This is a genomic window from Sulfurovum sp. (assembly GCF_041562805.1).
GTDB lineage: Bacteria > Campylobacterota > Campylobacteria > Campylobacterales > Sulfurovaceae > Sulfurovum.
In genome coordinates this window covers 1-26098 of sequence record NZ_JBFFOH010000025.1, presented here as the reverse complement: position 1 = coordinate 26098, position 26098 = coordinate 1, and the positions used below count along the sequence as shown (strand labels likewise).

The window sequence follows — 26098 nt, the reverse complement described above, 5'->3', positions numbered from 1 at the left end:
TATATGTTCATTTATAGTAGATCTTGCCTTTTGAAAAAGTTCTGCCATTTGCTCAATTGTAAGCCAAACTGTTTCATTTTCAAGTCTTGTTTCTATTTTAGTATTGCCATCTTCGGTTTGATAGATTAGTATGTTTGAATTGTTACCCATGTCTAGACTGCATCATAGAATGCTTTTTACTTACATCATTTTAACGACATATTGCAAAGACACTTGCAAAAGATGACAAGCTACAAAACTTTTCTATAGAAACGTAAAAAGTACTATAAAAATTAATGCAATTCGTGGAGAAGAGTGCTCTTTCTCTTTAAGCTCTGGCGGTGTGAGTCTGGACATAATGCGGGGAGAAGTTGAGTGTCCCTTCGGCGGGGTCGAGCGCAACAAACCGAAGGTCATCTCTGCACGAAAAAGCGAATTCGCTCAAAACGCCTGTTCCGGCGCCGAGGTCAAGTAACGAGGCACTGTCAGCAACAGGTTGTAAAAAAGCACAAAGCGCTTCGGTCGCTGCGCGAGGGTACGAGGCAGAGCCAAAAGAGTTGAATAGCCAGCCTAGATGGTTAAAGGGTATCATCGTTGCACTTCCTCCCTTCATTCTTTTTATTTTTAGATATATTCCTACAGTATATAAAAATCCATTCAATTTTCTTTTAGTAATCGGCTGTAGTTTTATTTGTAAGTGTATAATCAAGTGGAGTATATCTCTCTAATAGCTATAGTAAAATAGTCTATCCCCTTTTCTCCAGGTTAAATTTAACCAAGGTTAAAAAGAACATAATGGTGAGTTGGATTTCATTTAATAATTTACGAGTAGTGGAAGACTCACCCATTGCAATTGAATATTCAAAGTATTTTAGTATCAATGATATACCAAAATATAAAGAAAATATTAATCTTGTAATTATTTATCAGTTATCATTAGTATAAGTTAGCTTTCGTTAAAAAGGTGAAGACGTGCCAATCTTGTTAAATAATTTAGTCGCAGTTGATAATGAATTTGGCATTGGAAAAGTCATTAGTATTGATGAGACACATGCAGATGTGAAGTTCTTTCTAAATATAACTAAGCAGATCACAGAAACATTTTTAATCGACGAGTTACAAATAGTGTACTTAAGTCCTCAGACACGTGTTTATGTAAAAGATGAAGACAACCATACATGGAAGATTGGTCGCGTAATAGAATTTGACGATGCAACTAACCCCGCAATGGATTATAAGGTTAGGTTTCCTAATAAAAAAGAAGATTGGTATGCCTCAGAGGAGTTAGAGGTTCGATGTCTACTACCGCTGGAAGACCCGACAGAAATTTTGGCTTATTCTGGTGGGGAGAGTCAGTATTTACACAATGTAAGATCTAAAGTATTAAAAAAGTCTGTAGAACTTCGTGCTGCGGCTAAAGGGATGACCGCACTTACTTCGTCTGCGATTGATTTTATACCGCATCAAGTGGATATTGTACGTAGAATCCTTTCTGACAATACACAAAGGTATTTGCTTGCTGATGAAGTTGGTATGGGAAAAACGATAGAAGCAGGGGTTATTGCAAGACAGTGTCTTTTAGACGATGAAGCTAGTCGAGTATTGATTATTGTCCCAGACCATTTGATCAACAAATGGGAGCAGGAGATGCATGCTCGGTTTTATCTAGAAGACTTTGAAAACCGTGTTGACATTGTCACTCCATCTGAAGTAAAAGATAAAGAATATAGACTTGTTATTATTGATGAGGCTCATCATATTATTGCAGAAGAATTAGAAGTACATGCTGCCATTAAAGAGGTTGCATTAAAAAGCACGCACCTTCTCCTTTTATCAGCTACACCAGGAATTGGTCAAGAACAAACATTATTAGATATGTTGAAATTGCTGGATCCAGCACTATATGCAGAAGAGACAATTGAAGCTTTTAAAATCAAACTCGAAAAACAGATCGAACTGGGAAGGTTTTTACGTAATTTACGAGTGGGGCAATCAAAATTTATGTTAAAACGGATTTTGGCAAATCCTCAAGACTTATTTATAGACGATCAATTTGCATTAGATCTGTGTAAAACAATTTTAGGGAAAGTCGAAGAAGCAGATGATTTTGAAGCCGAGTTACGTAAATTAAAAAACCATATCTTAAACACATATCGTTTACATCAGCGTTTAATTCGTACAAGGCGTTCAGATGCAGAAGATTGGGTGTTTAGCGATCGTGGGCCTGAAGAGTTTGGGGACTTTAGTCATGTTGAAATAGTTTATTTGGATAATAAATTTTTAAATGATATTTATGATCTTATTGATACTTACCGCGAAGAGGTAAGTCAAGATATGCAAGATCAAAATACAGAAAGAATAGAACAATTATGTAAAAATCATCTTGCCTTGCTGAAATTACCATATATGCAAAAAGAGAAAGCAGTCACTTTGCTAGAACGTCTAATGGTTGAAAGTAAATCATCAATAGAAAAAGAGATCATCATTGCGATACATGATGCTGTTGGCACTAATCAATTTAAATATATTGATACGATGGCAAAGGCAGTTTTGAAGTATGCACTAAATTTCGATTCAAATGTAAAACTTATGGCTTTTATATCTGATAAAGAAATTGGTGAAAAATTCGAGAATAGCCTAAATCGTTTACAACCAGGATTTTCTATAAACTATGACTCAATAGAGAGTGTCAATATAAGTGAATCTGAATATTTTAAAGAGCACTCCACTGCGAGAATATGTATCTGTAACCAGGCAGCAGAAGAGGGTGTTGACTTTCAATATGCAAAGGCAATGATACATTTGGATATGCCACTAAAACCTTCACGTATTGAGCAGAGGATAGGACGTTTAGATAGATATGGAAGAACAGGTTCTACTATTAATCATTTGGTGGTTTTACCTACACAAAATGAATCGCATCTTTGGAACAATTGGTTAAACCTCTTAAAAAACGGGTTTAATATTTTTCATCAACCTATTTCAGACATACAACTTTCACTAGAAAAGATTACGAATAAGATGATGATTCAACTTTTTCAATATGGTACTTTAGGGCTAGAGGATGCTTTTGATAAAGAGGGTGGTCGTGAGGGTGAATTAGTTGAGAAACTTAATGAGATTATTCAACAAGAACGTGAAAAACTAGATGAACAATATGCTTTAAACCACCTGATTTTAGAAGAAGATGATGCTTTGGAGTTGGCACAGGAAATAGAAGATGCTGAATACCCAGAAAGTGAAATAGTAGACTCTTTTGATAAGTTATTATTCGATTTTTTACTTTTTTCGCGAAGTCAGGATGATGGCTATAGTTTTAAAGTATGGTGGAATGATAAACGCACGCTAATTCCCAAGCAGCAGTTTTGGACTAAAAACTTTTCAGTTGTTACAGATATGTGGGAGGACGCTTTTGCATTAGGGCTAGAGCGACCTTTGACATACAAGCGTCACGTGGCTGTCAAACATAGTAATACTTCTTTATTGCGACCTGGTCATCCATTCTTTAGTGCTATTGAGCGTTTTTTGAACTGGGAAGATAGAGGAACAGTGTTTAGTACGTGGCGACAAGAAGCGGACTTCCCAGAATTTATACCAAGGGACAATGTATGGATTGCTTTCAAACTTAATTTTGTTGTAGAAATAAAAGATGATGAATTAGGACGTGATGGTAGTGCATTTAAACGTCGATGTGACGGACATATCCCCCCTCAATACCTATCAATTTACTTAGACCAGGATCTAAATGTAATTAATGATGAACCCATTGTTGAAATATTGGATAGACCATACGACAAGCAAGAGGGTGATGAAAACCTGTCAAATAGAACACATGTATTGGAGCATTTTATTGATGCCAATGTATTAAAGACAATGTGTTTAGATGTTCATAAGAATGCAAAAGAGATACTTTTTCAAAATGGGGAGTTTCTTACTTCTTTTAATACTGCAAAAAAAGATGCTATCTTTGATATTAAAAGAAGAATACAGAACATAGAGGCTAGACAAAAGCGAGATAGTAGCAACACGATGTTAATGGCACAAGAACTTCAATTTGAGCATAGGATTATGGAGCAATTGGAGAACCCATTTATACGCTTGGATTCAATGGGACTGTTTTTGATTTCTAGATGGTCTATTAGTGAGACAAGGTTATTTGATGAATAGTTTTGAGTATTTACAAGATGTTTTATTTAGTAAGAATGATGCTACAGAGGTGGAACGGTGCCAGGATCCTTTTACAAAACGATTTTTAAGGGCGTATAACAACGACTTTGCTGGACGTAGTTCATTGGATATTGCTGTATTGTTTCGCCAGATTTTACTTCATGAAAATACACAGCGTAGAAGTAATGACAAATCTGTGCTAATTCTGCCTGATGTCGATTTATGGCCAGCGAAAAATATTTTTAATAAGGTAGGAGTAGAGTATTATAAAGCACAAGGGCAAATCAGGTTAACTGCATCGTTTTGGCAACCGGAATGGCTTAAAAGTTCAGATGAAAATTTGATTGAACTTGATGCTATTTCAATGCACAATGTTAGACAGACTGTAAACTTTGAGCGTAATGAAAAGGATTTTTTCCTAAAAAAGCTTGGCTTCTCCTCTTATAATAGTCTTGATCAAAAAAAGGCTGTACGGAACGCTCTTTCACTTGAAGCTGGTAAAACACTTGCTGTAAGTTTGCCTACAGGTGAAGGAAAAAGTCTAATATTCCAACTTATCAGTCAAATAGGTTTTTATAATTCGCATGCAAATGGAAGTACGATTGTTATTGTTCCAACGGTTGCGCTTGCAATAGATCATGAAAAATCGATGCAAAAAATCTTACATACAGATGAACCATTTGCATATTTGGCAGATAACCCCGAGAGAAAAGAATATTTTCGGTCAAGAATAAAAGATGGCTCGCAATCCATTGTATTCACCTCTCCGGAAGCAGTGTATACATCGCTAAGAGATTCCTTGATAGAAGCCTCTAAAAGTGGCTTTGTTCGAGCGATAGTTGTGGATGAAGCACATATCATTGATGAATGGGGTAATGATTTCAGACATGAGTTTCAAGTCTTTTCTGGTTTATGGAGACAACTTTTAAGTTCAGCACCGCAAGGGAATGAGTTTCGAACAGTAATGTTGTCAGCTACTTTTACACAAGAAGCCATAAATGTGGTTCAAGAACTATTTACGAAAAACAGTAATTCTTTTGAATTTTACAATGCGGCAAAACTTCGCCCCGAAATTGATTATTGGGTCGGTAGTGTAACAGGTACAGAAGAACAAGAAAAGCGATTAATAGAGTCTTTGTATTACCTGCCACGTCCACTCATCGTCTATGCGAGTACTCAAGAAGATGCTGAGAAATATTTTCGAGCTATAAAAGACGAAGGATTTAAAAGTACAGCAATATTGCATGGGGGGAGTTCAAGTAATATTAGGTCTGATGTAGTTACTCGCTGGAAAGAAGAATCTCTTGATATTGTTGTTGGGACATCGGCTTTTGGTATGGGAATTGATTATGCTCATGTAAGAAGTGTTATACATGCTTGTATTCCTGAGACAATGAATCGCTTTTATCAAGAAGTTGGCCGAGGTGGACGAGATGGTTTACAAAGTCTATCTTTAATGCTTCCTGCGTCGAAAGATAAAGACATAGCCAGAAAAATAAATAAAACAACAGTGATTGGTAATGAAAAAGGTCTAGATCGTTGGAAAACGATGTTTACAAATAAAATTTTAGATGAAGAGACCGATCACTATATTATTGATATCGGAGTACCACCAAAGTATAATCTTGATTTAGAGAGCAAACGACATTATAGATGGAACTTTCAAGTGCTAAATCTTATGGCCAGAGCAAAATTAATTCGTCTAGAAGGAGTGCCTCATAAAAAGCCTTTTTTGGAAAACCCGGAACGATATATATCTATTTCAATTGTAGATGAAAATCATATCGATGAAGAAACTTGGGTTAAGGCAATTGACCCTGTACGTTCAAAAATTTATTATTCGAATCAAAAAAGTTTGAATTTGATGTTCAAGTACTTACAAAATAACAATTGTCCAGCAGACTTATTAGAGGAGTTATATTCTATCAAGGTACTAGGCAATGACTATTTGATATCAAAAGGTTGTAGTCATTGTATATTGTGCAGAAACAATGAAAAGAAGTATCTACTCGCATCGATTGTGGGCTCAATAAACAAGAAAAAAAGTACAAATAAAAATGCAGTTTTAGTTACGTATTCGCAGGAGTATAAAGATAGAAAATTTATGCGTAAATTCCCGAATAAACTGGAAAGTTTATTAAAGCAGGGTTATCAAAGTTTTATATTTATAGGCAATGCAAAAGAGAAGTTTTTAAATCAAAAAATAAAAGAAGTTTCATTATATGAAAAACCTATTAACATTGAGTTTGCTCAGAGTTTGAGCCAAATATCAACACTTAAAACTAGGTTGCCCCAAGTGGACTTAGTTATATTTATAGGTGATGATGTGCTACTGACCCCAACTTTCATTGAATACAATGTAAAGAATAGCATTATAGTTGCTCCTAAAAGAATAAGAGATCCACGTAATTCTTCACCATATTTTGCAGATGTTTTTCAAGGTGATGTAAATAGTATAAATGAATTTATAAAGAAGGTATAAGATGAGTATTGTTAGTAACTTTGCAGCTGAACCAAACCGTTTAGAAATGTTAGTAAATTTTCTAAAAAGTGTAACAAGAGGCTATACAAAAACAGAACTTGAAGAACTGTTTAGTCCATCATCTGGTCGTGGGGAGAGTTCGGTATTTAAAGAAGTGTATAGTGTTGCCGACTCTTTAGGAATAATTGAGCTTGAAGAGCAGGACAGTGGTGCTTCTTTAGTACAGTTAAATCACCACTTGAAGAAAGAACCTTTAATCAGTTACATCGAAAATCAAATTTTCAAACAAGAGTTTGTATTAAAAGATAAGTTTTCATTTGCAGCAGCATGGTTATTGATACAAAATCCACAAAACCCAATTGACTGGGCAGATAACATCAGTTCACGTGTCACACAAGATCTGTCTAATGGCGAATTTGGTGAACTGGAGCTAACAAATAATTCAAGAAGTCAACATTTTAGTTACTGGTGTCAATATCTAGGCTTTAGTAGTAAAGTGTCTATAAGTGGTAAAACACATATTATTCCTGACCCCACACCAGCAATCTTGCGTCATCTTAAGAGTATATTCCAAGATAGTAAAGAAGTTGAAATAGAAAAGTTTCTAAATGTAATTGTTGAAAAGCTTCCTGTATTAGAGAGAGGTTGGATTAGAGATAAAGTTGAAAGTGTTTCACGAGAAGGATTGCAACGCAATGAGAATGAATTATCGTATTCGACTTCGTTAGCTCTGCTTAGACTCGAAGAAAAAGGCATCATTAAATTGCTATCAAAATCAGATGCAAATGTTATGCGTCTAAATAGTGCAGCAAATAGAAGAATCAGTCATATCCAATATACAGGAGTGAAAAAATGAGTTTCAATAAAGAAGTATGTTGGGATGCTACAAAAATAAGAAAAGTAATTCATACAGATGCGGAGGCTGCACCAGACAGTATATTTCTTGCTGTCCATACGGACTATGATTTAAGTATATCAGGCTCAGGAATCACATCTAGTAACGTAAAAGCGGAAGAGTTTTTACAAAATTATTTTCTAGCCGACAACCAAGAAAATGAAGTCATGACGGTAGTAATAGGTGAGTCTGGATCAGGAAAGTCACACCTCATTCAGTGGATGCGATTGAATATTCCTAAGTCAGATGATACCCATGTAATAACTATTCCAAAGTCGAAAACAAATTTAAAAAATATTCTAGAACTGCTGATAAAAGAACTTCCAGAAGAACAAAAAAAAGAATACAGCGAGAAGTTGCATGGATCAATGGGGTCATTAAGTACTAAACAACAAAAAATTAGTAAACTATTAGACAATTTGGCTATTTCAATCCAAACGAGTGATGTAACTACGGAATTGGAAGAGTATTTAGTGGAACAGCTTCCTTATTTATTTCGCGATCCTTATTTTTCAAAAGAGTTCTTTAATGAATCTCATCCTGTGGTAACCAATTTAATTGAACATATTTTTGGGGATGCAGGTATTAATGCAAATGCGGAAGCCAGGCAAGAGTTTTTATCAAATCACTTGCCATTAAATGCAGCAAATGCGACTAATGCTGCTGGTCCTACTCGTGAAATATTAGATGCTATCGCATCTGATCCGGAAATATTAGAAGGGGCTATAAACCTTATCAACAAAAATTTGGATAAAGCAATTTCCTTTACCATGAGTTTCTCACCTGATGATTTAATTCAACTTATGACCGAGATTAGAAAAGATTTTTATAACGAGGGAAAAAAACTAATATTACTTATTGAGGATTTTGCTCTTTTACAAGGTGTTGATACAGCATTGTTGCAAGCGCTGATCACAAGAAGTAGTGAAGATGAAAAACTGTGTAGTCTTAGATGGGCAATGGCTGTTACAACAGGTTATTTTGCAAAAATTGTGGACACTGTCCAAACGAGAATTACTTTTCAAATTAACATGGATGTTCCATGGGAAGGGCATGCAAAAAAGAAACAAGCCTATATTCAGCGCCTTGGAGCAACCTACTTAAATGCTATTCGACAAGGCTCTGATTATATTGATAATTGGTATGGAGAATATGTAGATCACACAGATAGGTTACCAAGTAAATGTGATGTATGTCAGTTTCAAAAAGAGTGCTTTGAAGCTTTTGGCCATGTTGGTAATATCGGTCTTTATCCATTTAACTCCAATGCCTTATTTGCTATGGCAAGACATGCGGACCAAGAGAAGCAAGACATATTCAGGCCAAGAGAATTTATAAACAAAGTATTAGTAAGAAATTTAAACACTCAATCATCCGATCAGATTAAACTTGGTGAATACCCTAGTAAATCACTTTTACAAGATTTTCCTACGCATTTGATGAATGCTGATAATATTGCAAAATTATCAAGAGATGATAGACAAAATTCAGAGCGGCGTAGAGTGTTATTGGAACTTTGGGGTGGTACTGGAGAGATAAAAAATCTAAGTCCAGGTATACATGAAGCTTTTGCCTTACCTATTCTAGAAGAAGTGGGAACTGTTCCTACCGAGTCTACACCGGATTCGACTCCAGACGTAAGTGATCTTGTAAAAGATCCAAGATTAGAGGTGTTAAATCGATGGGCACAAGGAGCAGAACTTCGCGAGGCTGATGCTGTTGCCTTCAGAAAAGTTCTATTTGACGCAATTGAGAATAGCATCGAGTGGGATTTCCTTCCAGTTGCAAAAGCAATGAAGTTTTTTGAAAGAAAAAATATTTATTTTCTTCGACAGCAAACAAGACGTCCAACATCCGGTTTTGTTTTGCCTATTCCTTTAAGTGAAAATGACAATGACATTCCACATGTTCAAGAGGTTGTTAAAGTTCTTTATTTATTAGATAAGGACAAACATTTTAAATGTGACTTAGATGTGCTTGCAAGAGTTCAGGAATATATTCAAAAAATGGGTGAATATGTCGTTAAAAATCTATTAGAGTACTTTCAGCGACAAACTAATTGGGACCCTATTACAGCTTCTTTAGAGCTACTAGTATTAAGCAGTATATCTTCAAGTGCAATTAAGCCTAATCAAGGAACAAAGAATAGTATTCTTTTCAATGCTATATTAAAAGACAATGTAGTAGCAAATCAATTGGCTGTAAATCATGATATAAATAAGTTGTTAATGGACAAAAGAATTATATTTTATGATCTTTTAAAACAAACCCTTACGGGACGTAAAGGGGGATCCGCAACTACTGCCTATTTGGATGCTAAAACTATTAGAATTGTTATGAATAACTTACGCAAAAACAACTGGAAACTAAGTCAAGACCCTGAGATGGAAGAACGTAGAGAGTTTCAAGGTATTGCTAAAGTATATAAGGCATGGAAAAATAGTTATACAAGTATGATTGAAGAAGAGAAACAAGCTAGAAGTGAATGGGTTTTAAAAATTGAAGACCAAATTTCAATTGATGATATTAATAAACTTAAGATTAAAAAAAATATTGATACGTTGCGTAATAAAGCCAAAGAGTTGGGTATACAAGGCTGGAAATCAGCACGTTTAGATGAATATCTTGAAATAAATTTTGCAAAAGCTAAGCAAGCATTTTCAAAAGCAGATGAATTGTTGAAAGAAGATGTAGAGGAAATTAAGTTTTCGGATCTTTATCCATCAAATGTAGATGAAGCTAAACAGTTTTTGACGCTTGTGGATGAGTATGAAAAGGTACTTGAAAATATCGAAAATAGTTTAGAGAATAAACGACGTGAGTTAATCCATGGTGGAGAATCACCAGAAGAGACTATAAGTGAACTGAATCAAACATTGATAGAGGTTGATTCAGCACTTCAGGTAATTGTAGGAGAAACGAATGCTTCTTGAAAGAACAAATGACTTATTAACGTTATTAGACATATATGAAAAGTCAAAAGAGTTGTCAAGCAGGACCACTGATTTAAATAATCGATTGCGAGTTGCCTCCGACATTTATAATGTCTTGGTTCGTGTTGAGGCAAGGAAAATATTTTTTCTTGAAGAAAAAATCGATACTGATTTAAAAGATGTGTTTGCAGGACTAAATAGTGCACTACAATCATTAAAAAGCAGTATAAAAGAAAATAGCGCAGCTGTATTAGAACCACACGCTTTTTGGAAAATGAATCCTGGAAAACTTGAGAGTGATTCAGAAAAAGTATTTTTATTAGATTGGACTGCCTACATCAATGATCATCTTCATTTTAATGACAAAAAAGAACTTGAAATGTGGGCACAGATTCCAGAATTAGCTTCGTCTGCTAAAAGATTAAAAGAATTTGTAGAAGAAGTAGAGGAGATAAAAGAAAAACTTCCTGATATTCATCAAGTCATGTTGATTAAAAAAATGGCTGTAGATATGCAAAAGTTTTTTGATAATTTAGAAAAGGTAGGGATTCCGGAAAACGTTCGTAATTTCCTAGACAAAGCTACATCAGTAGGGATCTCCCTCGCTGATATTAATACAGATTTATTTAATTGGTTGAAAGAGCATGACATGCTACAATATTGCCAAGTAAGGTTAGCCAATAATGAGTAATCAATGAATGAATCTCTTCAGGTACAATTGCTCAATCACCTTGAAGAAATAGAGTATAAGTCATTACAATGGGGTAGTGTCGATGGCTCTTTGAGAGAAGATGAAGTACTCAAGTATGCCGATATAGTTATCGAAGAGAATAACTCAGGTTATGATGCAGCAGATCTTTTAGAAGATTTGATTGATGAAAAGCTTTTATTTGAGGTTCCATCTATATCTGATGATGAAGACCGCTATAGAACGCGCTTTGGTGAGAGTATTCGACTTCTCTCCAAACTTCGTCAACTTTTTCCAAAACATAAATCATGGCAAGAAGGTCCAAGACTTGTTTCTGACTTTAGAATTGACCGGCGCAAACGAAACTACCCAAAACGTGAGATAGATCCACGTTCAGTTGTTGGTGAAGTTCTACAAAATTTAACGAATGTACAATTAAATGTATGGCAAGCGTTAACAAATAGACCTGATTTTAAACTTTCCAAATTTCAAGTTGACGCTATCCAAGAAATAATGGATCCTGAATTCTTTAAGAGAGAAAAAGCAGCAATTATTACAGCTGGAACAGGTAGCGGTAAAACACTTTCTTTTTATCTTCCCGCATTTTTAAAACTCAGTAACTCTATTCAAAAAGATCCTTCCAATTGGACAAGAATATTAGCAGCGTATCCGCGTATTGAGTTACTAAAAGATCAACTTTCTGAAGCAGTCTTACAATCATTACGTATTGATAGTACCTTGAAAGAGATGGGTTTGAGATCGATAAAAATCGGAGCTCTGTATGGTGACGTCCCAACTAAAGCAGAAAATGTAATTAAGTATGATCAATGGGAAAAAAGTAAGGTTAAAGAAGGACGAGTCTGTCCATTTTTACGTTGTCCAGTTACGGATGATGCGTTAGTATGGTTAGATAGTGATATCCATGCGAATATTGAGCGCTTGGTCCCAGAAGGAACTGACCCTCGAACGATTAGTTTGAATGCAGATCAAATTGTTCTCACTCGTAAACGATTAGTGTCTGACCCTCCAGATATTTTATTTGTCACTATGGAAATGATGCATAAACGACTGGCTGATACAGCTGTAAGACAAGCATTCGGTATTACTAAGCCTCAAAATAAACGACCATTTATGATGTTGCTTGATGAAGTGCATACCTACATTGGTGTGAGTGGTGCTCAAGCCGCTTTAGTACTTCGCAGATGGAAGCATCTGTTACGTGCAAAAGTGGCTTTCGTAGGCCTTTCAGCAACGCTTACAGATGCTGATCAGTTTTTCTCTGAACTTACGGGAATCCCAAAATGGAATGTACGTGAGATTACACCACAAAGTAATGATTTAATTCAAGAAGGTGCTGAGTATCAAACTATACTTAAGGGGGATCCTGTAAATCGTACATCTCTATTATCCACAACAATTCAAAGTGCTATGCTTGTTGGTAGGATAATGGATCCAATCGGGACAATACAAAAAAGAAAAAAAGAAGATAAAGAGATCTTTTATGGTGAAAAAACCTTTATTTTTACAGATGATTTAGATGTGACAAATCGACTGTTTGATAATTTAAAAGATGCAGAGGGGTTTAATGCATATGGTAGAAATGACACTTACAATCCTCGTAGTTCATTGGCTTCACTTCGAAGCATAGACTCAGCAGATATATTACGTTATGTTGATGGTCAAGATTGGCGTATGGTCGATCAAAATGGCATTGGTCATCCATTGGATCAAAATGATCATTCAGAGTATGTTAAGTTGCCAGTTTCAAGAACCTCTTCACAAGATAGGGGGGTAGATTCCAAAAGTCCTTTAGTTGTAGCAACGGCCAGCTTAGAAGTTGGATATAACGATCCAACTGTTGGGGTTGTTATTCAGCATAAGTCTTCTTATAATTGGGCCAATTTTTTACAACGTAAAGGGCGTGCTGGGCGCGAGCGGGGAATGCGCCCATTTATGATTACAGTTTTGTCAGATTTTGGTCGTGACCGAATCGCATATCAACATTATGAACAGTTTTTCGCGCCAAAGGTACCAGCGCAAAGACTACCCATTGAAAATAGATATCTTTTAAAGATGCAAGCAGTTGCCGCTTTATTGGATTGGCTGAGTACACGTGTTAATGTTCAAGGCGCATGGTTGTGGGATTTACTGTCATGCCCATCGTTGGATACAGAGTATCAATATACACAGAAACAAAAACTTGAATTAAAAGAACAGGTACAACCGCTTTTAAAAGAGTTGATGACGCCAAACAGTCCCATCTATAATGAGTATATACTATACCTACAAAGAGCACTTAAAATAAGTGAAGAAATCGTCAATGAATTGATGTGGAGAAGCCCTAGGTCTATTATTTTAGAGGCTGTTCCAACTCTCCAACGCCAACTGTTCTCTAACTGGAATTTTCTCGGTGAGAAAAATACATCTGAGTTCTTTGTGAAGTATTTACCTCTTCCAGAATTTCTTGCATCGAACCTATTTACTGATCTGGCGTTACCTGAAGTAGAGGTATTAGTACCGTCTGCAGATCAATATCATAAAGAACGAAAAGAAGCAATGCCTATCTTGCAAGCAATGAAAGAGTTTGTACCCGGCCGTATTTCTCGTAGATTTGCAACAAGAGCAGGCAATGAGTTTCATTGGATTCCTGTCGATATAAATGCTGAGTCCCAAGAAGTCAATTTAGATAATTACATGCTTTCATTTAACTTGGTGACAACTCTTCCTGAAGAGTTGGGATCAATGAGAATTTTCCGACCTTGGCAAATGCAATTACATCAAGTTGATGGACAAACAAAGGCTCAGATCTCTCAACATACAAATTCTCAACTTGAGTGGAAGTCCACTTTTACACCTTTTGGGGAAGCGCACAGTGTTAATATTGTTCAAATTAAACATTGGAAAAAACTTGTTCAAGATGTGTCATTTTTTATATCATCTCAAAACTCCAGTATAGATGTCCTTCGTTATGCGACAACTGCACAGGCAAGTTTTTCATTTAATAATGGCAATTCCAAAGAATCTGAACTTACTTTTACACATGAGTCTGAGCAAGTAGGTGTTGGATTTAGTCTTGATGTTGATGGATTACTGATTAAGTATACGTTACCAAGTACTCAAGAGTTAAAATGTATTGATTTTCCGAAAAGTGTTATTAATGAGTCAAAACCAGCATGGTTTAGATACTTCATATTAAAGACAGAACTTTTAGACAAAAAAATTAATATATTTGCGAGAGAGCGATTACAAGAGATTTGGTTATATGCAAGTATTATCACTTCCGAAGAGGAAAACATAACTATAGCGGAAGCAAGCCGACTGTTAATGAAGGATTTTAGCGAACGGATTGAAAGAGTTGTTAAGGATTTCTACAACACAGAAATAGTTCAAGATATGGATGATGATGGCTCAGAGAGGCATGAAGCAAAAACATCAAAACTTTATCAAGCGATTTCGGAACTCATTGCAATGCGAGAAATACGAAATGTATTGCATAACGCATTGGTTAAAGCGTTTGAGGCAGATTCAATAGAGTGGTGGGAATGGATTCGCCGCAGACTTCATTTAACATTCGCTGAGGCAGTCCTTCAGGCCTGTAAGCAATTAACTCCAAATCAGTCAGCGACTGATTCACTACTTGTAGATCCAGAAGATTTAACGGAGTCTACTGATGCTCAAATATGGGTTACTGAAAGTAGCGCAGGAGGGATAGGTGTATTAGATGCTTTACTTACAGAAGTGAGTCGCGATCCACAGGCCCTCTTCCAAGCTATTACAGCTGCAACGGAACCTTCAGACTATGAGTTGGTTCTATCTTCTCTAGATGATTTTGTAACGATGATAAAAGAGGATAATGACATTAAAAATCTTGCAATAGATATCGTTAACACGCAAGATCACCATGACTCAATAGAATATCTTGGTAAATTGTATAACATGTTATCAGACAGAGGTGTCCCAGTAAGCCATAATTTTAAAACTTCACTTAACACTAGAATATTGAGAGAAGGTGTCTCAACTGACTTTTTTAACCTATTAAAAGATTTTATAGAGTGGAGAGATGACTTTTCAAAAGAGAAAGAAATATCCCTTGACCTTAGATTGCTTTGTTTTATCGCCGCTAAAAATAGAAGTATAGTACAAACTCTTTCACGCGTCAGCGGCATGACTTTTGACAATGTGACACAGATAGTTGATGTGTTATCAGGAATATTCTGGCCAAACGATTTTGAATCTAGACAACGATTACTGCAATCGTACAATCCATTTACACAGATAGAGACGAATGATTCAAAACTTTTACGTTCTCTTATTGTAGACCGTCACACGCCTGTTGTTGATAAAAGAAAACTACAATGGAAAGAGAAGTTATTTAAAAAATTATCTGAATATGGACAATGCAGACTTGTGACAGATAAATCTGATGAAGAATATAAAGATGAACTACATGAATTATTGGCCATCCCAGTAGATGTAGGATTTCTACAACTTTTTATAGTGGTTGATGGGATTAACATGAGTAAAAACGAGACGATTATAACTCTAAAGTTAAGAGAGGAGTGGTAATGCAAAGAGATTTAACCGGGCCATCTCAAGCACAATCTATACGGGATCTCTTACAGAGTCTTTTTCTCTTAGAGATAATAAAGCCTAGTAAGCGTATTTGGCTGGGTTCAGCTTGGATTAGTGATATTGCTATTATTAATAATCGAGCAAAGCAATGTGCATCATTTGAACCTGACTGGCTAGAAGATTACATTAGTTTGGTAAAAGTTCTTGAGGCAGTGGCTAAAAGAGGGACAGAGATAATTATTATTACTCGCAATGAGAAAACAAATCAGTCATTTATAGAAAAGATTAACCAAGTGTCGAAAGTTTATTCGAATGTTAAATTACTCTTGAAAGATGAATTCCATGAGAAAGGGCTATTAGGGACAAATTATGAGCTTATGGGTTCTATGAACTTTACGTTTAATGGCATACAAATCAATGACGAGCATATCAAGTACACTTACGATAAGGAAGTGGCTGCACAGCGACAAGTGGAGATGATGCAAAAGTACGGACGGGACATCTCATGATTCATCAGAAACAAACGCATTCAGATACGATTTATGAAGGTTTAGATGAAGAACTTTCTTTAAGCCCTGCACAGAAGCAATTACTAGTCACTGTAAAAGATAAAAAATTTCCTGGGGCAATTATTCCTACTGAAGAAGTGTATTACATTGTCTCATCCTCAGAAAAAGAGTGGAGACTTCTGTTGCCAATGATCAGGGCATTTTTAAGTCCATCAGTCGTTGATTCATCGTGTGCTGTCAAGTATTTAAATGAAGCAAACCCAGTAGATAAAGTGTTGACTCAATTGGGCTTAAAATGCGTGTTAAAAGTTCCAGTCCCATCCACTTCTATTGGTGGGTATCCTGCTACAAAAGTTTATGAGAAAATTTTTAATCGAATGTATGATCTATATAAGCAAACTGTTTTCCATCAGGTTAGTTATCCTGAGCATACCAGTGTAATTATAGAGAGGTTCAAAAAGGCTTTGAAGTTTAATGATAGCTTTGAAGCTCTCTCTTGCATGGAACAGATTAAACATGAACAACGTTTAGATGCGTTAAATATCATATTTTTAGAAATTGAGTACTTTTATACCTTTCGAGATTGGCAAGGTATTTTGGAAATTGATCAACTTGACCAAGTGATGATAACTCGAAAACCTTTACGTATTAGAATGCATCTTATAGAAGCATTCTATTACACATACATCGAAAATGAGCTAACAAATGAAAAGCGAGTAGCACAACTAATACAAAGGTATATGCTTTCACTGTTAAGTGTTCCTTGTCCAGCGAATGCAATAGAAGTAGTCCAATCAGTCTATATGCTTGCTGCAAAGCATGATCTTATCTCTTCCGAATTGATTTCAAATATCATTGAGCGAACGGAGAGTTTAGAGCAAGATGAAGAGGCACCTGTTAATGATGTAGATATTGCATTAGTAAGAGCTGCAACAATACAAGCAGCTAATGAAGATACAGTAGCGTCTATTACAAAGGCGCAAAAACAGTTTGAACAATTAGCAAAAGATAAACAAGAGGTTGTAGAAGAGACAATTGAAAATGATGTAATCATTAAAGAAGTCTCTTTACCTTCATCTTGGCCACAATGGATTGAGAGATTATCTGATGATGCATTCCAAGTATCACGTGAAGTAGCTGAACGAGGTTTGGAAGAGTGGTCACTTCAAGAGCAACTTTCTGATCCAATAATAGTGCAAGCTTTAGCTAAGCATATTGTTGAGCTAAATGACTTGGGTGTTTCAAGATTTACATTGTCAATTCCAGATTTTCTAGAAGCCATGTACAGAGATCGCCATCACCCAAATGTTCTTTATCTTCCAATTTTCATGAGCATACTTGAACTCATGTCATTAAATGATGTACAAGACCAAAATTCGCTTTACATTACGCAGGATATTACAACAGTTATTTTACAAATGGGGCCAAGTGTAGAACAATATACAATTGTGATGGAGTTTGTTGAAATTATCATTGAAGGTGGAAATGGAAAAAGCTTTATTAATTGGTTGTTAGATTATGCAGAGCTATTAATCTCTGAAAATGCTAAAGACGAACAGCTAAGAAATAGTATTTTAGAAAAGATACTAAATAAAATTTATGATCAAAGAGAATGGCTTGAAAAGTATCATTTGAAATTGATAATTAAACTTGCATCCACAATACATCTCGAAGAACTTTTTAGTGATATTTCATTTGAGAAAGAGGATAGTGAAAGCAACCCATGGGAAAAGTATGTCAGTAAGACGATTGGCATTTATACACTGTCAGAAAATGCAGCTCGTCATGCTAAAGAGTACTTAGAAGAAAATATTAGTAATGTCCGGGTGTTGTTAAATCATGATAAAGCTGCTACTGAGGCCCTTCGGCATTTAGCTAAAGAATCAGACTTTTTAGTTCTAGTAACACAATCAGCTAAACATGCTGCCTCAGGGGAAATACAAAAGATCTTACGGCAAAAGAATGAAAAGCCCTTATTCCCGATAGGTAAAGGCTCCTCAAGTATTATTGCTAAATTATTAGAAGGTTAAGTATGAACACATATATCTATCTCGCAATTGCTATTATTGCTGAAGTCACAGCAACTAGTACACTAAAGTTATCTGAAGAATTTACAAGACCGGTTCCTAGTCTAATTGTCATTGTTGCATTTGGAGTGTCTTTATATTTTATGACATTAACTTTGAGAACATTGCCAGTTGGGGTCATGTACGCATTTTGGTCTGGTTTTGGTATTATACTTGTGACAATTTCTGGATTGTTGTTTTATAGACAAGTGCCTGATTTACCCGCAATTATTGGGATGCTATTAATTATTGTTGGAGTAATTATAATTAATGTTTATTCAAAAGTGTCAGTTCTTTGATAGTTTAAATATTTACACAAGGATAAGTATAAATGGAAGAGATGCCAAGCGAAAGAAAAGACTTTTTAATTGCAATGTACAAAGAACTTTTCAATAATGTTGATAGACATATATCGTTGTCATGGCAATCTATAAGTATTATTGCATCATTCTTAGCAACAATTATGTTAACAGAGAAGTTTGAGGTACCAAGTGTTATAACTGTTTTCTTTTTGATTGTTGTTATTGCTTGGACAATGGCACGTTTAATTGATGCAGAACATTGGTATGATCGTAATATACATATAATTTCAAATATAGAGAAGCAGTTTTTAATTAGACCCGAAGATAGTGAGGAAATACACTTTTATTTTACAAAGAATAGAACTATAAAGAGTCGTTTGGAGTCTGTTACTATACAGCGTTATGCTACAACCTTTATATGGTTTTTGGCAATTTTTTATTCAATATGGAGAGTCCCAGAAAATGTTGAAAAGAATATGATTGTTTTTGGACAAAACAATCTCCATTTTGAACCTTATATTATAATAATATTTAGTATTGTACTTGTCTTTTTATTATCGTATTATAAATATCACAATACATGTGCAATTGAAGTATTAAGAGAAAAATCACCTGGAAAGAATTGTACTTATGAAGTCAAAAACACTTTGTCAAGCACTTTAGCAAATTATTTCTTTAGTAAAAAAAGTATGTATGGATTAAGTGTCTTGATTATAGTTCTAAGCATATGTGTACTGTCAAAGATGTACTAATTAAACTCTTTCCAACCATTTTTTCTTAAAATACATGAGGGGCACTCCCCGCATCCATAACCCCATTCATGCTTAACAGAACGATCCCCATTGTAACAAGTATGAGACTCATCAATTATAAGCTCTAAAACACCTTCTTCTTCTGACAGTTTAAATGTTTCAGCTTTTGTAAGATGTATTAATGGATATTTAAATTCAATATTTGATTCACTACCCATGTTTAATGATTGTTCTAAGCTTTTTACAAAGGGTTCACGGCAGTCTGGATAGCCTGAGTAGTCTGTTTGGTTGATTCCAGTAATGATATGCTCTAAGCCTTGTTTTTGAGCATAAGCATGAGCGATTGTAAAGAACATAGCATTACGGTTAGGTACAAACGAGGCTGGTAGGTTTGGCTTAGCGTGATGGGATGCACTAATATCTTGATCTTTGTTTACATCGAGTAAAGCTGAGTCACCGAGTTGCGCGAAGATATCTATAGTCACTATGTAATTAGGTACATTTAAAATAGTTGCTATTTTTTTAGCTTGTTCTATTTCGATAGAGTGTTTTTGATGATAATCAAAGGTAATCGTTTCAACATGGTCGTATCTATTTTTAGCCCAAGCTAGACAAGTTGTACTGTCTTGTCCAGCACTAAAAACCACTAAAGCACTGCTCATTAGTCGACTCCTAAAAATTTGTGGGTTTGAACACTCAAACGTAATTGGGGATATTGTTTTACCAACTCAATGCAATGTGCAATATTTGTCATATTAGGTGTGTGGACGTAGTTCTCAGCTTGTATAAATATTGCCTGTTTAATTTCTAAGTCAAGTAGAGGTTGTATGTCTGATTCGGTATTTACAATGCATTTGAGTTCATTAAACCCAGTTGCGTGAATATTCTCCCAATCTTTTGGACTATAAGTAATCCAATTTGCTTTTTCTATGTTTTCAAACTTATGACCATTCGATTCTATAGAAACTGTATAGCCATGAGACTGTAAGAAAGAGATGAAGTCATTAAGATCATAGATAGATGGTTCTCCACCTGTGATAATAACATCCTTACCAGGGTATTGTTCAATCTCTTTTAGAACCTCTGCATGTGTGTATGGAGTGTATTTATCTGTATGTAGAAGATCATCACAAAAAGAGCAATCTAAATTACAACCAAACAAACGAACAAATATGGAAGGTATACCGGTGTTGGTTGCTTCACCTTGAACCGAATAGAAAATAGTGGTTACTTTTAACATGACTTTGCCTATATATTTGACATTAGATACTGTGCTAGCATAGAAATGTCTTTGTTGATATTTTGAATCTCGAGAGCCTCTCTCACGACACCATTACCAAAGTCCCATTGACCGCTGCTCCAACTACACTTTTCTGCTAAATTTTCTATATGAGGAAGGAAGTCTTGCGCAATATAGAACTCTTTTTCGCCTATCTGATGGATTAACTCTTCCATTACAAAACTTAGACCGATAATACCTGCACCATGTGTCAGACGTGTTTTTGTAGGTTGTAGCTTCCAGTCATCTTTGAAGACCTGTGAAACTGCTCCCCAGTATGCATATAATATTGATACCATACCTTCAATATCTGCTTCCATGTTACCAGTGATGATGTTAGCTGTATAGTTAAAAAGGATTCCATCGTTGATACTGTGATTAAATGCTTTAATTAGAGTGTTGTCTTTAATGATCCCATCTGGATTAGTATGTGTTTTGATTTTTTTGTAAAAAGGTGAGTCTTTACGAGAGTTCAACTCTTGGATTAGTAGCATGGGAATACGTTTATCTGCTAAAGCTTTTGGTACTTCTACATCTACATCAGGAATAAGCTCATAAATAAGTGATTTTGGAAGCGGTTTAGTATTGTTAACTAAGATAAACTGCTCTTTTTGTTCATGAGCATCATTTGTAATGAAGGCATTAACGACAACGTTAAAGTCATCTTTTTGGATTTGCGATAAAGCTGTAACACGTTGTTGACCATCCACAATCCAACCATTTTTTTCTTCACTTCCTGGAATAATGAGGTGACCAAATCCACTTGCTTCATCGAGGGGTTCAAATTTTACATGATCATCAAAACAGATAACGATAGAGTTCGTCAAAATAGCGTCATCGCTGTCAAGATAGTTAGCAATATCATCGATATGTTTAGAAACCGTAATACGCTGATACCCTTCTAGTGTGCCTTCCTCGTTTCTTTTAATACGTGAAATTGATGCAAAATCTAATATATGCTTGCCATTTGCTGTAAATGTATAGATTATTTTATTGCCTTGCTTTACTTGTAGTGCTGGGTACTTTAGTGTGCTCATTTAGTCTGTCCTTCTAATAACTCTTCTAGTTCTCTCATAAATTGCCATAGATTATGAAATCCTCGACGTCTGTTTCGATTTGAATTTCTAAAAATTGCTACTTCGATTCCAACATCTTTACAAATCTCGCATTGGCATGTCTTCCAATATTGGTCCATCAATGTCTCTCGATATCTCGCTTCAGGAATCTTCGGTTTAAAAAGTTTTTCATAGCGCACAATTTTATCTAAAGCTTCTTCAAGAGGTATCTCCCCTCTGTCATATTGTCGAATGGCATTTAGAGATTCTTTTTCCATTGTTTTCGCTGTTTCTTGAGACAGTTCTCCTGAACTTATCTTACGTTTCATAGCGGCAGTTCCCTCGGACGAGGGGACACGTAGAGCGGTATAGTGCTCTTTAGGAGAATAGTAGTTGTATTTGTTATCTTTAAATGCTCTTATCAAGGGTGAGGTAGAGTCAAAACTAGTAATGTTGTATTTAACAAAACGATGAAGTTGTTTTGCTTTTGCAAATCCAAAGAGATGGATTTTTATCTCATTTGGAATGACTGCTCTGACAGCAGCTACAATTTCTTCACATTGATCAACGTCCAAAGGCACTAGACCTCCAAGTGCGATATAGGTATAGCCCATCTCTACAAGATTTTTTGATGCTTCTTGCATACTCTTTGGTGACCATGCTTGAGCGACACCTATGGGTTCAAAAGAAGCATTCTTTTCTTTAGAAATTCTAATAAACTCTTTTGCATTACTTTGAGTGATGTCATACCGATTTTGCATTTCATCACTAACTTCAAAATTAGGATCATCACCATCAAAGCGGTTGTCATACTCAAAGATAATATGGTCGACTGCTACTGCATGGGTAAAACCACACTGCATGTAATAGTCCACCATTTCAGAGTTGTCATAGGGAGGTTTTTCTAGTTTCACATAGCTAAAGGCTCCACTATCGCCGAAAATAGGACCATCTTTATACCGTAGAAACTTACTAGCTCCTTCACGTTTAAAACGCTGTGATTGCATGATTGAGTAAGCTCCTGAAGTTTTGTAGACACCATCAGCTAATATAGCACGGGAGACCAGCATGCCATCATAAGGCTTTTTCTCAAACATCTCATGTGGATACTTGTCTGTTCTTTGAATAATGCGACCTTTAGAGTATGCATCTTTCTCAAAGTCATAACCTGGATCAACAAAGTCTTGGCTATCGGCAAAAATAAATTTCATTAAAAACTCTTTCTATTAATATCGTCATATATTTTAATAATGTGTCTTGCTAGTATTCGTTTATGAGCAGAGATGTTTTGAAGTTCATTCCACTCCATATCGATATCATCCCAATGACCTTCTGTCCAATGACAATATGGCTTGATCTTCTCTAGTTCTTTGACAATTCTACTCTCTGATTTTCTGTCTTTTGGATTGATATTTCGCATGATTAAGTCCATAAGTCCGCCCATCGCATGAATACCAGCGCCATGCATTAAACGACTTTGTAAAGGTGGAAGTCCCCATGCCTCAGGAAAGACTTTTTTAACAGCACCCCAATAGATATATAGAATCGAAAGCATACTATCGTAATCAGTATCGTGTCGATCAGGGTCAACATATGGGTAAAGACAACCAGTATAGTTTCTTATGGATGTTTTTAAAATGTCTATTATGGAATTATGAGTGATAATAGGGGTAAAACGCTCATCATGCTCGGTAGATGCCTTTTTGATTAGCCCATAAAAAGGTGATTTTGGTTCAAAGTTTAAAACCTCAGTGATACGAGAGGGAATAAGTCGTGTGCTTAAGTCAGTAGGTAGGATTGATGTGACTGTCGGTAATAGTTCATCGATCAACCCTTTTGGTAAAGGTTTGGTCTTATTTATACGAATAAACTGTTCACGCTGCACTTCCAGGTCTTTTGCAACAAATGCTGTGACTGGAATAGGTAAGGTTGGTTTGTTACATTTGGCAAGAGCAAGAGCACGTTGTTGTCCATCAACAATCCATGCCGGTTTAAAACCATTGTCCATAATAGGTATTTCTAGTGTACCTGCCGTGGAGTATCGATCTGAGTTAATTTTTGGCCCTCGTATCTTTGTAAAGTGGATCTCTTCATTAATTGCTATGGTAATAGCGTTTGGAAATAAGACATCTTCATTGTTCAAATATTTCGTTATCTCATTTACATGCTGCTTGACTTCATTACGTTGGAGACCGGTAAGCTTACCTTCGTTATCTCTTTGTACTCTTGAGATGTCCGCTATTTCCAAGATATCTTTAGCTTCAAGAAAGAATGAAAACACTTCATATTTTTCTGTTTGGTTTATCTTTAATGCTCTTACTATTAAACTGCTCATGTCAACTCACCTTTAACTTGTTTAAATAATTTTCCAAAACGCTTTTGTTCACAGGCAAACCCTTTATCTCTAAAGCTTCTAAGGCCTTGTGATGCACTTGCAATATTATCTTCTACAATCATTGTTTTGATCTTTTCACGAATATCTTCTTCTGTAAGTTTTGCTCTTACAGGCATTGTAAAGAGTTCATGCTGGGCCATTTCGTTGTCTATATGGTTTTGAAGTTCAGCATGAGAAAGCGGAATATGTTTGGTCATAATTTCATTCGATAGCCATAACACTGCTCTTTGAAGCATATTTGATATAACACCTATTTGAAAATTATTAAAACGGGAATCAAATTTAACAATATTATCTTCCATAAATGGGAGAATTGAATGTTGACTCGCCGTAAAAATGAACACATCTTTACCAAATCTTTCAATAAGTTCTTTAATAAAGCCTTGTGTAGCATATAAATAGCCATGTGGTAATACAATAAAGAAAAGTGATCCATCAGAAAAAGACGAAACTGAAAATGTATTGATTTCGTTCCACCAGTTAATATTAGCTCGCTTGTTTGAATCTTTAACAAACTTACTAATGCTGTTAGAGGTATTTGAAGCAAATGTACAATCATATGCATTGATTTCATTATCGGAATGAATAAGGCCATGTCCGGCAGATGCGATAAACAGTTCAGTATTATAATGCTTAGACAAAACATTATACGTTTCTCTAACTGCTTGCCATGCACCTCCTTTATAAAGTTCCTTTGCTTTGTATGAATCATATGAATTTTTAGATAGATTATATTTCCATTGAGCTATGACATCTTCTAACGTCGAGTCAACATCATAGTTTGCAATTTTAAGCAACTCTGATGAAGAATGTTTCTTACTATTTGTACAGGATGTTATTAAGTTTATCATTTACAGTTTCAGCTTATTTTAATATATACTACAAAAACAATTATATACAAACTATACTGAATATTGTATTTATCTTTCAATTCGTAATTTAGAATTTCTATTTTGTTATAATATCTCTATGATAATCAGAAAACAATTTAAATTTGAAAACGCCCATATTGTTCGCGGTTGCAGTTCGCAGCGTTGTCGTGCTTCGCTACATGGCCACTCTTACATCATCGAGGTACTGTTTGAATCCAACTTTTTAGACAATGGTCAGATGGTCTATGACTTTGGCTTGATGAAGCAGAATATGAAAGATCTTATTGATAGTTTTGACCATACAATTACCCTGTGGGACGGCGATGATCAAGAGTATATCAGCGATATGAAAAAACACTCAGATCGTTGGGTGCAACTACCAGTTTCGCCTTCGGCTGAACAGTTCTCACGAGTTATCTTTATACTAATTAATGAACTGTTGAAACTTACCTCTATGGTCAATGGCGAAAGAAAGGTCAAGCTAAACAGTGTCATTGTACATGAGACAGCAACAGGGTATGCACAGGGTTTTGAAGAGGACGCTTACTCAAAACTGATGGGTAATATCAATATAAATGAGATCATTTTTAGTGATAGGGTTCGTGCAGATTGGCGTGATTCTGTATTGTGGGATAAGATAAAAAAAGGCGAGAAGTTTCTTAATCCTGAGACAGTTTAATAATTAACTTGTGCCATCTACCACGCTTCATTTGGACGGTACTGGCAAAAGAGGACAGGCTTCTTTTATGACTTAATGGCAAAGACATCTCTTCCCTGTAGCTTCTTTTTCTGACCGTGGATGCTTCTTGGAGTTTAGCGATATGTCGATGAATTTTTGGCACCGGATGGTCCGAATTTAAATCCGAAAAACATTCCGGGTAAAACAACCAATATTTTGATCTGAAAGCGTGACCAGGAAGCCCGAAGGCTTCGGGTCTTTTATTCGAAGTGAGAGAGGAGTTTGTTCTTGTTGATCTTCGTCAGGTCGGCAGCGACGCACTTTTTAAGCGTCTGCTTGACCTGCGGGTCCAGCTTTTCGTTAAGCTTCTTGCTGGTCGCTTTCGGGAAGGCAAGGTGCCATTGCGACGGCGACTCCTGTTTGATGAGCGAGGCGATGTCCGCACTGATCTGCTTTAGAATGCTGCTCTCCTG

General features: G+C 35.7%; 18 protein-coding genes. 11 read left to right on the top strand and 7 right to left on the bottom strand.

All coding sequences use genetic code 11. From position 1 onward, the window contains the following. The first annotated feature begins 951 nt into the window (after nt 1-951). The 10 genes from dpdE to ABYK33_RS05215 are packed head-to-tail and all read left to right on the top strand — an operon-like array spanning nt 952 to nt 19345. Nucleotides 952-4146 (top strand): protein DpdE, encoded by a 3195-nt coding sequence (dpdE, locus tag ABYK33_RS05260; protein ID WP_373031954.1) that lies wholly within the window; start codon nt 952-954, stop codon nt 4144-4146. Next, nucleotides 4139-6628 carry a protein DpdF gene (gene dpdF / locus ABYK33_RS05255; protein WP_373031953.1) on the top strand — a complete coding sequence of 830 codons (2490 nt, stop codon included), beginning with the start codon at nt 4139-4141 and terminating at the stop codon, nt 6626-6628. Before dpdE ends, dpdF begins: the two co-directional genes overlap by 8 nt. Nucleotide 6629: 1 nt before the next feature. Next, nucleotides 6630-7484 carry a protein DpdG gene (dpdG, locus tag ABYK33_RS05250; protein ID WP_373031952.1) on the top strand — a complete coding sequence of 285 codons (855 nt, stop codon included), beginning with the start codon at nt 6630-6632 and terminating at the stop codon, nt 7482-7484. Continuing rightward, the gene (gene dpdH / locus ABYK33_RS05245) at nt 7481-10456 is read left to right on the top strand and encodes a protein DpdH (protein WP_373031950.1); all 2976 of its coding nucleotides are present in this window, start codon (nt 7481-7483) and stop codon (nt 10454-10456) included. The genes dpdG and dpdH overlap by 4 nt, the downstream gene beginning before the upstream one ends. Then, nucleotides 10446-11147 (top strand): hypothetical protein, encoded by a 702-nt coding sequence (locus ABYK33_RS05240; RefSeq protein WP_373031949.1) that lies wholly within the window; start codon nt 10446-10448, stop codon nt 11145-11147. The genes dpdH and ABYK33_RS05240 overlap by 11 nt, the downstream gene beginning before the upstream one ends. 3 nt (nt 11148-11150) lie before the next feature. Beyond that, nucleotides 11151-15710, top strand: coding sequence for a protein DpdJ (gene dpdJ, locus ABYK33_RS05235; protein WP_373031948.1), 4560 nt, complete (start codon nt 11151-11153; stop codon nt 15708-15710). Further along, a complete protein-coding gene (gene dpdK, locus ABYK33_RS05230) occupies nt 15710-16225 on the top strand; it encodes a phospholipase D-like domain-containing protein DpdK (protein ID WP_373031947.1) in 516 nt (171 codons plus the stop codon). The genes dpdJ and dpdK overlap by 1 nt, the downstream gene beginning before the upstream one ends. After that, nucleotides 16222-18255 (top strand): protein DpdD, encoded by a 2034-nt coding sequence (gene dpdD, locus ABYK33_RS05225; RefSeq protein ID WP_373031946.1) that lies wholly within the window; start codon nt 16222-16224, stop codon nt 18253-18255. The genes dpdK and dpdD overlap by 4 nt, the downstream gene beginning before the upstream one ends. Nucleotides 18256-18257: 2 nt before the next feature. Then, nucleotides 18258-18590 (top strand): multidrug efflux SMR transporter, encoded by a 333-nt coding sequence (locus ABYK33_RS05220; protein WP_373031945.1) that lies wholly within the window; start codon nt 18258-18260, stop codon nt 18588-18590. 32 nt (nt 18591-18622) lie between these two features. Continuing rightward, nucleotides 18623-19345: a hypothetical protein gene (locus tag ABYK33_RS05215; protein WP_373031943.1), complete on the top strand. Its 723-nt coding sequence runs from the start codon at nt 18623-18625 to the stop codon at nt 19343-19345. On the opposite strand, the gene queC is transcribed toward ABYK33_RS05215, so the two are convergent. From queC to ABYK33_RS05185, 6 genes are read right to left on the bottom strand one after another with little or no spacing between them, the layout of a single operon-like run. Next, nucleotides 19342-20007 (bottom strand): 7-cyano-7-deazaguanine synthase QueC, encoded by a 666-nt coding sequence (gene queC / locus ABYK33_RS05210; RefSeq protein ID WP_373031942.1) that lies wholly within the window; start codon nt 20005-20007, stop codon nt 19342-19344. The genes ABYK33_RS05215 and queC overlap by 4 nt on opposite strands. Continuing rightward, nucleotides 20007-20585, bottom strand: a complete 579-nt coding sequence (locus tag ABYK33_RS05205; RefSeq protein WP_373031940.1) for a 7-carboxy-7-deazaguanine synthase QueE — start codon at nt 20583-20585, stop codon at nt 20007-20009. The genes queC and ABYK33_RS05205 overlap by 1 nt, the downstream gene beginning before the upstream one ends. Nucleotides 20586-20593: 8 nt before the next feature. Continuing rightward, nucleotides 20594-21661 (bottom strand): DGQHR domain-containing protein DpdB, encoded by a 1068-nt coding sequence (gene dbpB / locus ABYK33_RS05200; RefSeq protein ID WP_373031939.1) that lies wholly within the window; start codon nt 21659-21661, stop codon nt 20594-20596. After that, complete coding sequence (dpdA, locus tag ABYK33_RS05195; protein ID WP_373031938.1) at nt 21658-22890, bottom strand: tRNA-guanine transglycosylase DpdA; 1233 nt, start codon at nt 22888-22890, stop codon at nt 21658-21660. The genes dbpB (ABYK33_RS05200) and dpdA overlap by 4 nt, the downstream gene beginning before the upstream one ends. Then, complete coding sequence (gene dbpB, locus ABYK33_RS05190; protein WP_373031937.1) at nt 22890-24014, bottom strand: DGQHR domain-containing protein DpdB; 1125 nt, start codon at nt 24012-24014, stop codon at nt 22890-22892. Before dbpB (ABYK33_RS05190) ends, dpdA begins: the two co-directional genes overlap by 1 nt. Then, entirely contained in the window at nt 24011-24925 is a 915-nt protein-coding gene (locus tag ABYK33_RS05185; RefSeq protein WP_373031936.1) for a DUF6884 domain-containing protein, read from the bottom strand. Before ABYK33_RS05185 ends, dbpB (ABYK33_RS05190) begins: the two co-directional genes overlap by 4 nt. 118 nt (nt 24926-25043) lie before the next feature. Between ABYK33_RS05185 and ABYK33_RS05180 the strand changes: the two genes are divergently transcribed. Next, on the top strand, nt 25044-25625 hold the full coding sequence (locus ABYK33_RS05180) for a 6-pyruvoyl tetrahydropterin synthase family protein (protein ID WP_373031935.1): 582 nt from the start codon (nt 25044-25046) through the stop codon (nt 25623-25625). Between the two features lie 260 nt (nt 25626-25885). Here the strand turns inward: ABYK33_RS05180 and ABYK33_RS05175 are convergent. Beyond that, nucleotides 25886-26098, bottom strand: a 213-nt coding sequence (locus ABYK33_RS05175; RefSeq protein ID WP_373031934.1) for a host attachment protein, incomplete at its 5' end; no start/stop codon positions are given.

Excerpts from the sequence above, each read along its gene's own strand:
- dpdF (WP_373031953.1), top strand. The coding sequence starts at position 4,139 with ATGAATAGTTTTGAGTATTTACAAGATGTTTTATTTAGTAAGAATGAT.
- dpdG (WP_373031952.1), top strand. The coding sequence starts at position 6,630 with ATGAGTATTGTTAGTAACTTTGCAGCTGAACCAAACCGTTTAGAAATG.
- dpdH (WP_373031950.1), top strand. The coding sequence starts at position 7,481 with ATGAGTTTCAATAAAGAAGTATGTTGGGATGCTACAAAAATAAGAAAA.
- ABYK33_RS05240 (WP_373031949.1), top strand. The coding sequence starts at position 10,446 with ATGCTTCTTGAAAGAACAAATGACTTATTAACGTTATTAGACATATAT.
- dpdJ (WP_373031948.1), top strand. The coding sequence starts at position 11,151 with ATGAATGAATCTCTTCAGGTACAATTGCTCAATCACCTTGAAGAAATA.
- dpdK (WP_373031947.1), top strand. The coding sequence starts at position 15,710 with ATGCAAAGAGATTTAACCGGGCCATCTCAAGCACAATCTATACGGGAT.
- dpdD (WP_373031946.1), top strand. The coding sequence starts at position 16,222 with ATGATTCATCAGAAACAAACGCATTCAGATACGATTTATGAAGGTTTA.
- ABYK33_RS05220 (WP_373031945.1), top strand. The coding sequence starts at position 18,258 with ATGAACACATATATCTATCTCGCAATTGCTATTATTGCTGAAGTCACA.
- ABYK33_RS05215 (WP_373031943.1), top strand. The coding sequence starts at position 18,623 with ATGGAAGAGATGCCAAGCGAAAGAAAAGACTTTTTAATTGCAATGTAC.
- queC (WP_373031942.1), bottom strand. The coding sequence starts at position 20,007 with ATGAGCAGTGCTTTAGTGGTTTTTAGTGCTGGACAAGACAGTACAACT.
- ABYK33_RS05205 (WP_373031940.1), bottom strand. The coding sequence starts at position 20,585 with ATGTTAAAAGTAACCACTATTTTCTATTCGGTTCAAGGTGAAGCAACC.
- dbpB (WP_373031939.1), bottom strand. The coding sequence starts at position 21,661 with ATGAGCACACTAAAGTACCCAGCACTACAAGTAAAGCAAGGCAATAAA.
- dpdA (WP_373031938.1), bottom strand. The coding sequence starts at position 22,890 with ATGAAATTTATTTTTGCCGATAGCCAAGACTTTGTTGATCCAGGTTAT.
- dbpB (WP_373031937.1), bottom strand. The coding sequence starts at position 24,014 with ATGAGCAGTTTAATAGTAAGAGCATTAAAGATAAACCAAACAGAAAAA.
- ABYK33_RS05185 (WP_373031936.1), bottom strand. The coding sequence starts at position 24,925 with ATGATAAACTTAATAACATCCTGTACAAATAGTAAGAAACATTCTTCA.
- ABYK33_RS05180 (WP_373031935.1), top strand. The coding sequence starts at position 25,044 with ATGATAATCAGAAAACAATTTAAATTTGAAAACGCCCATATTGTTCGC.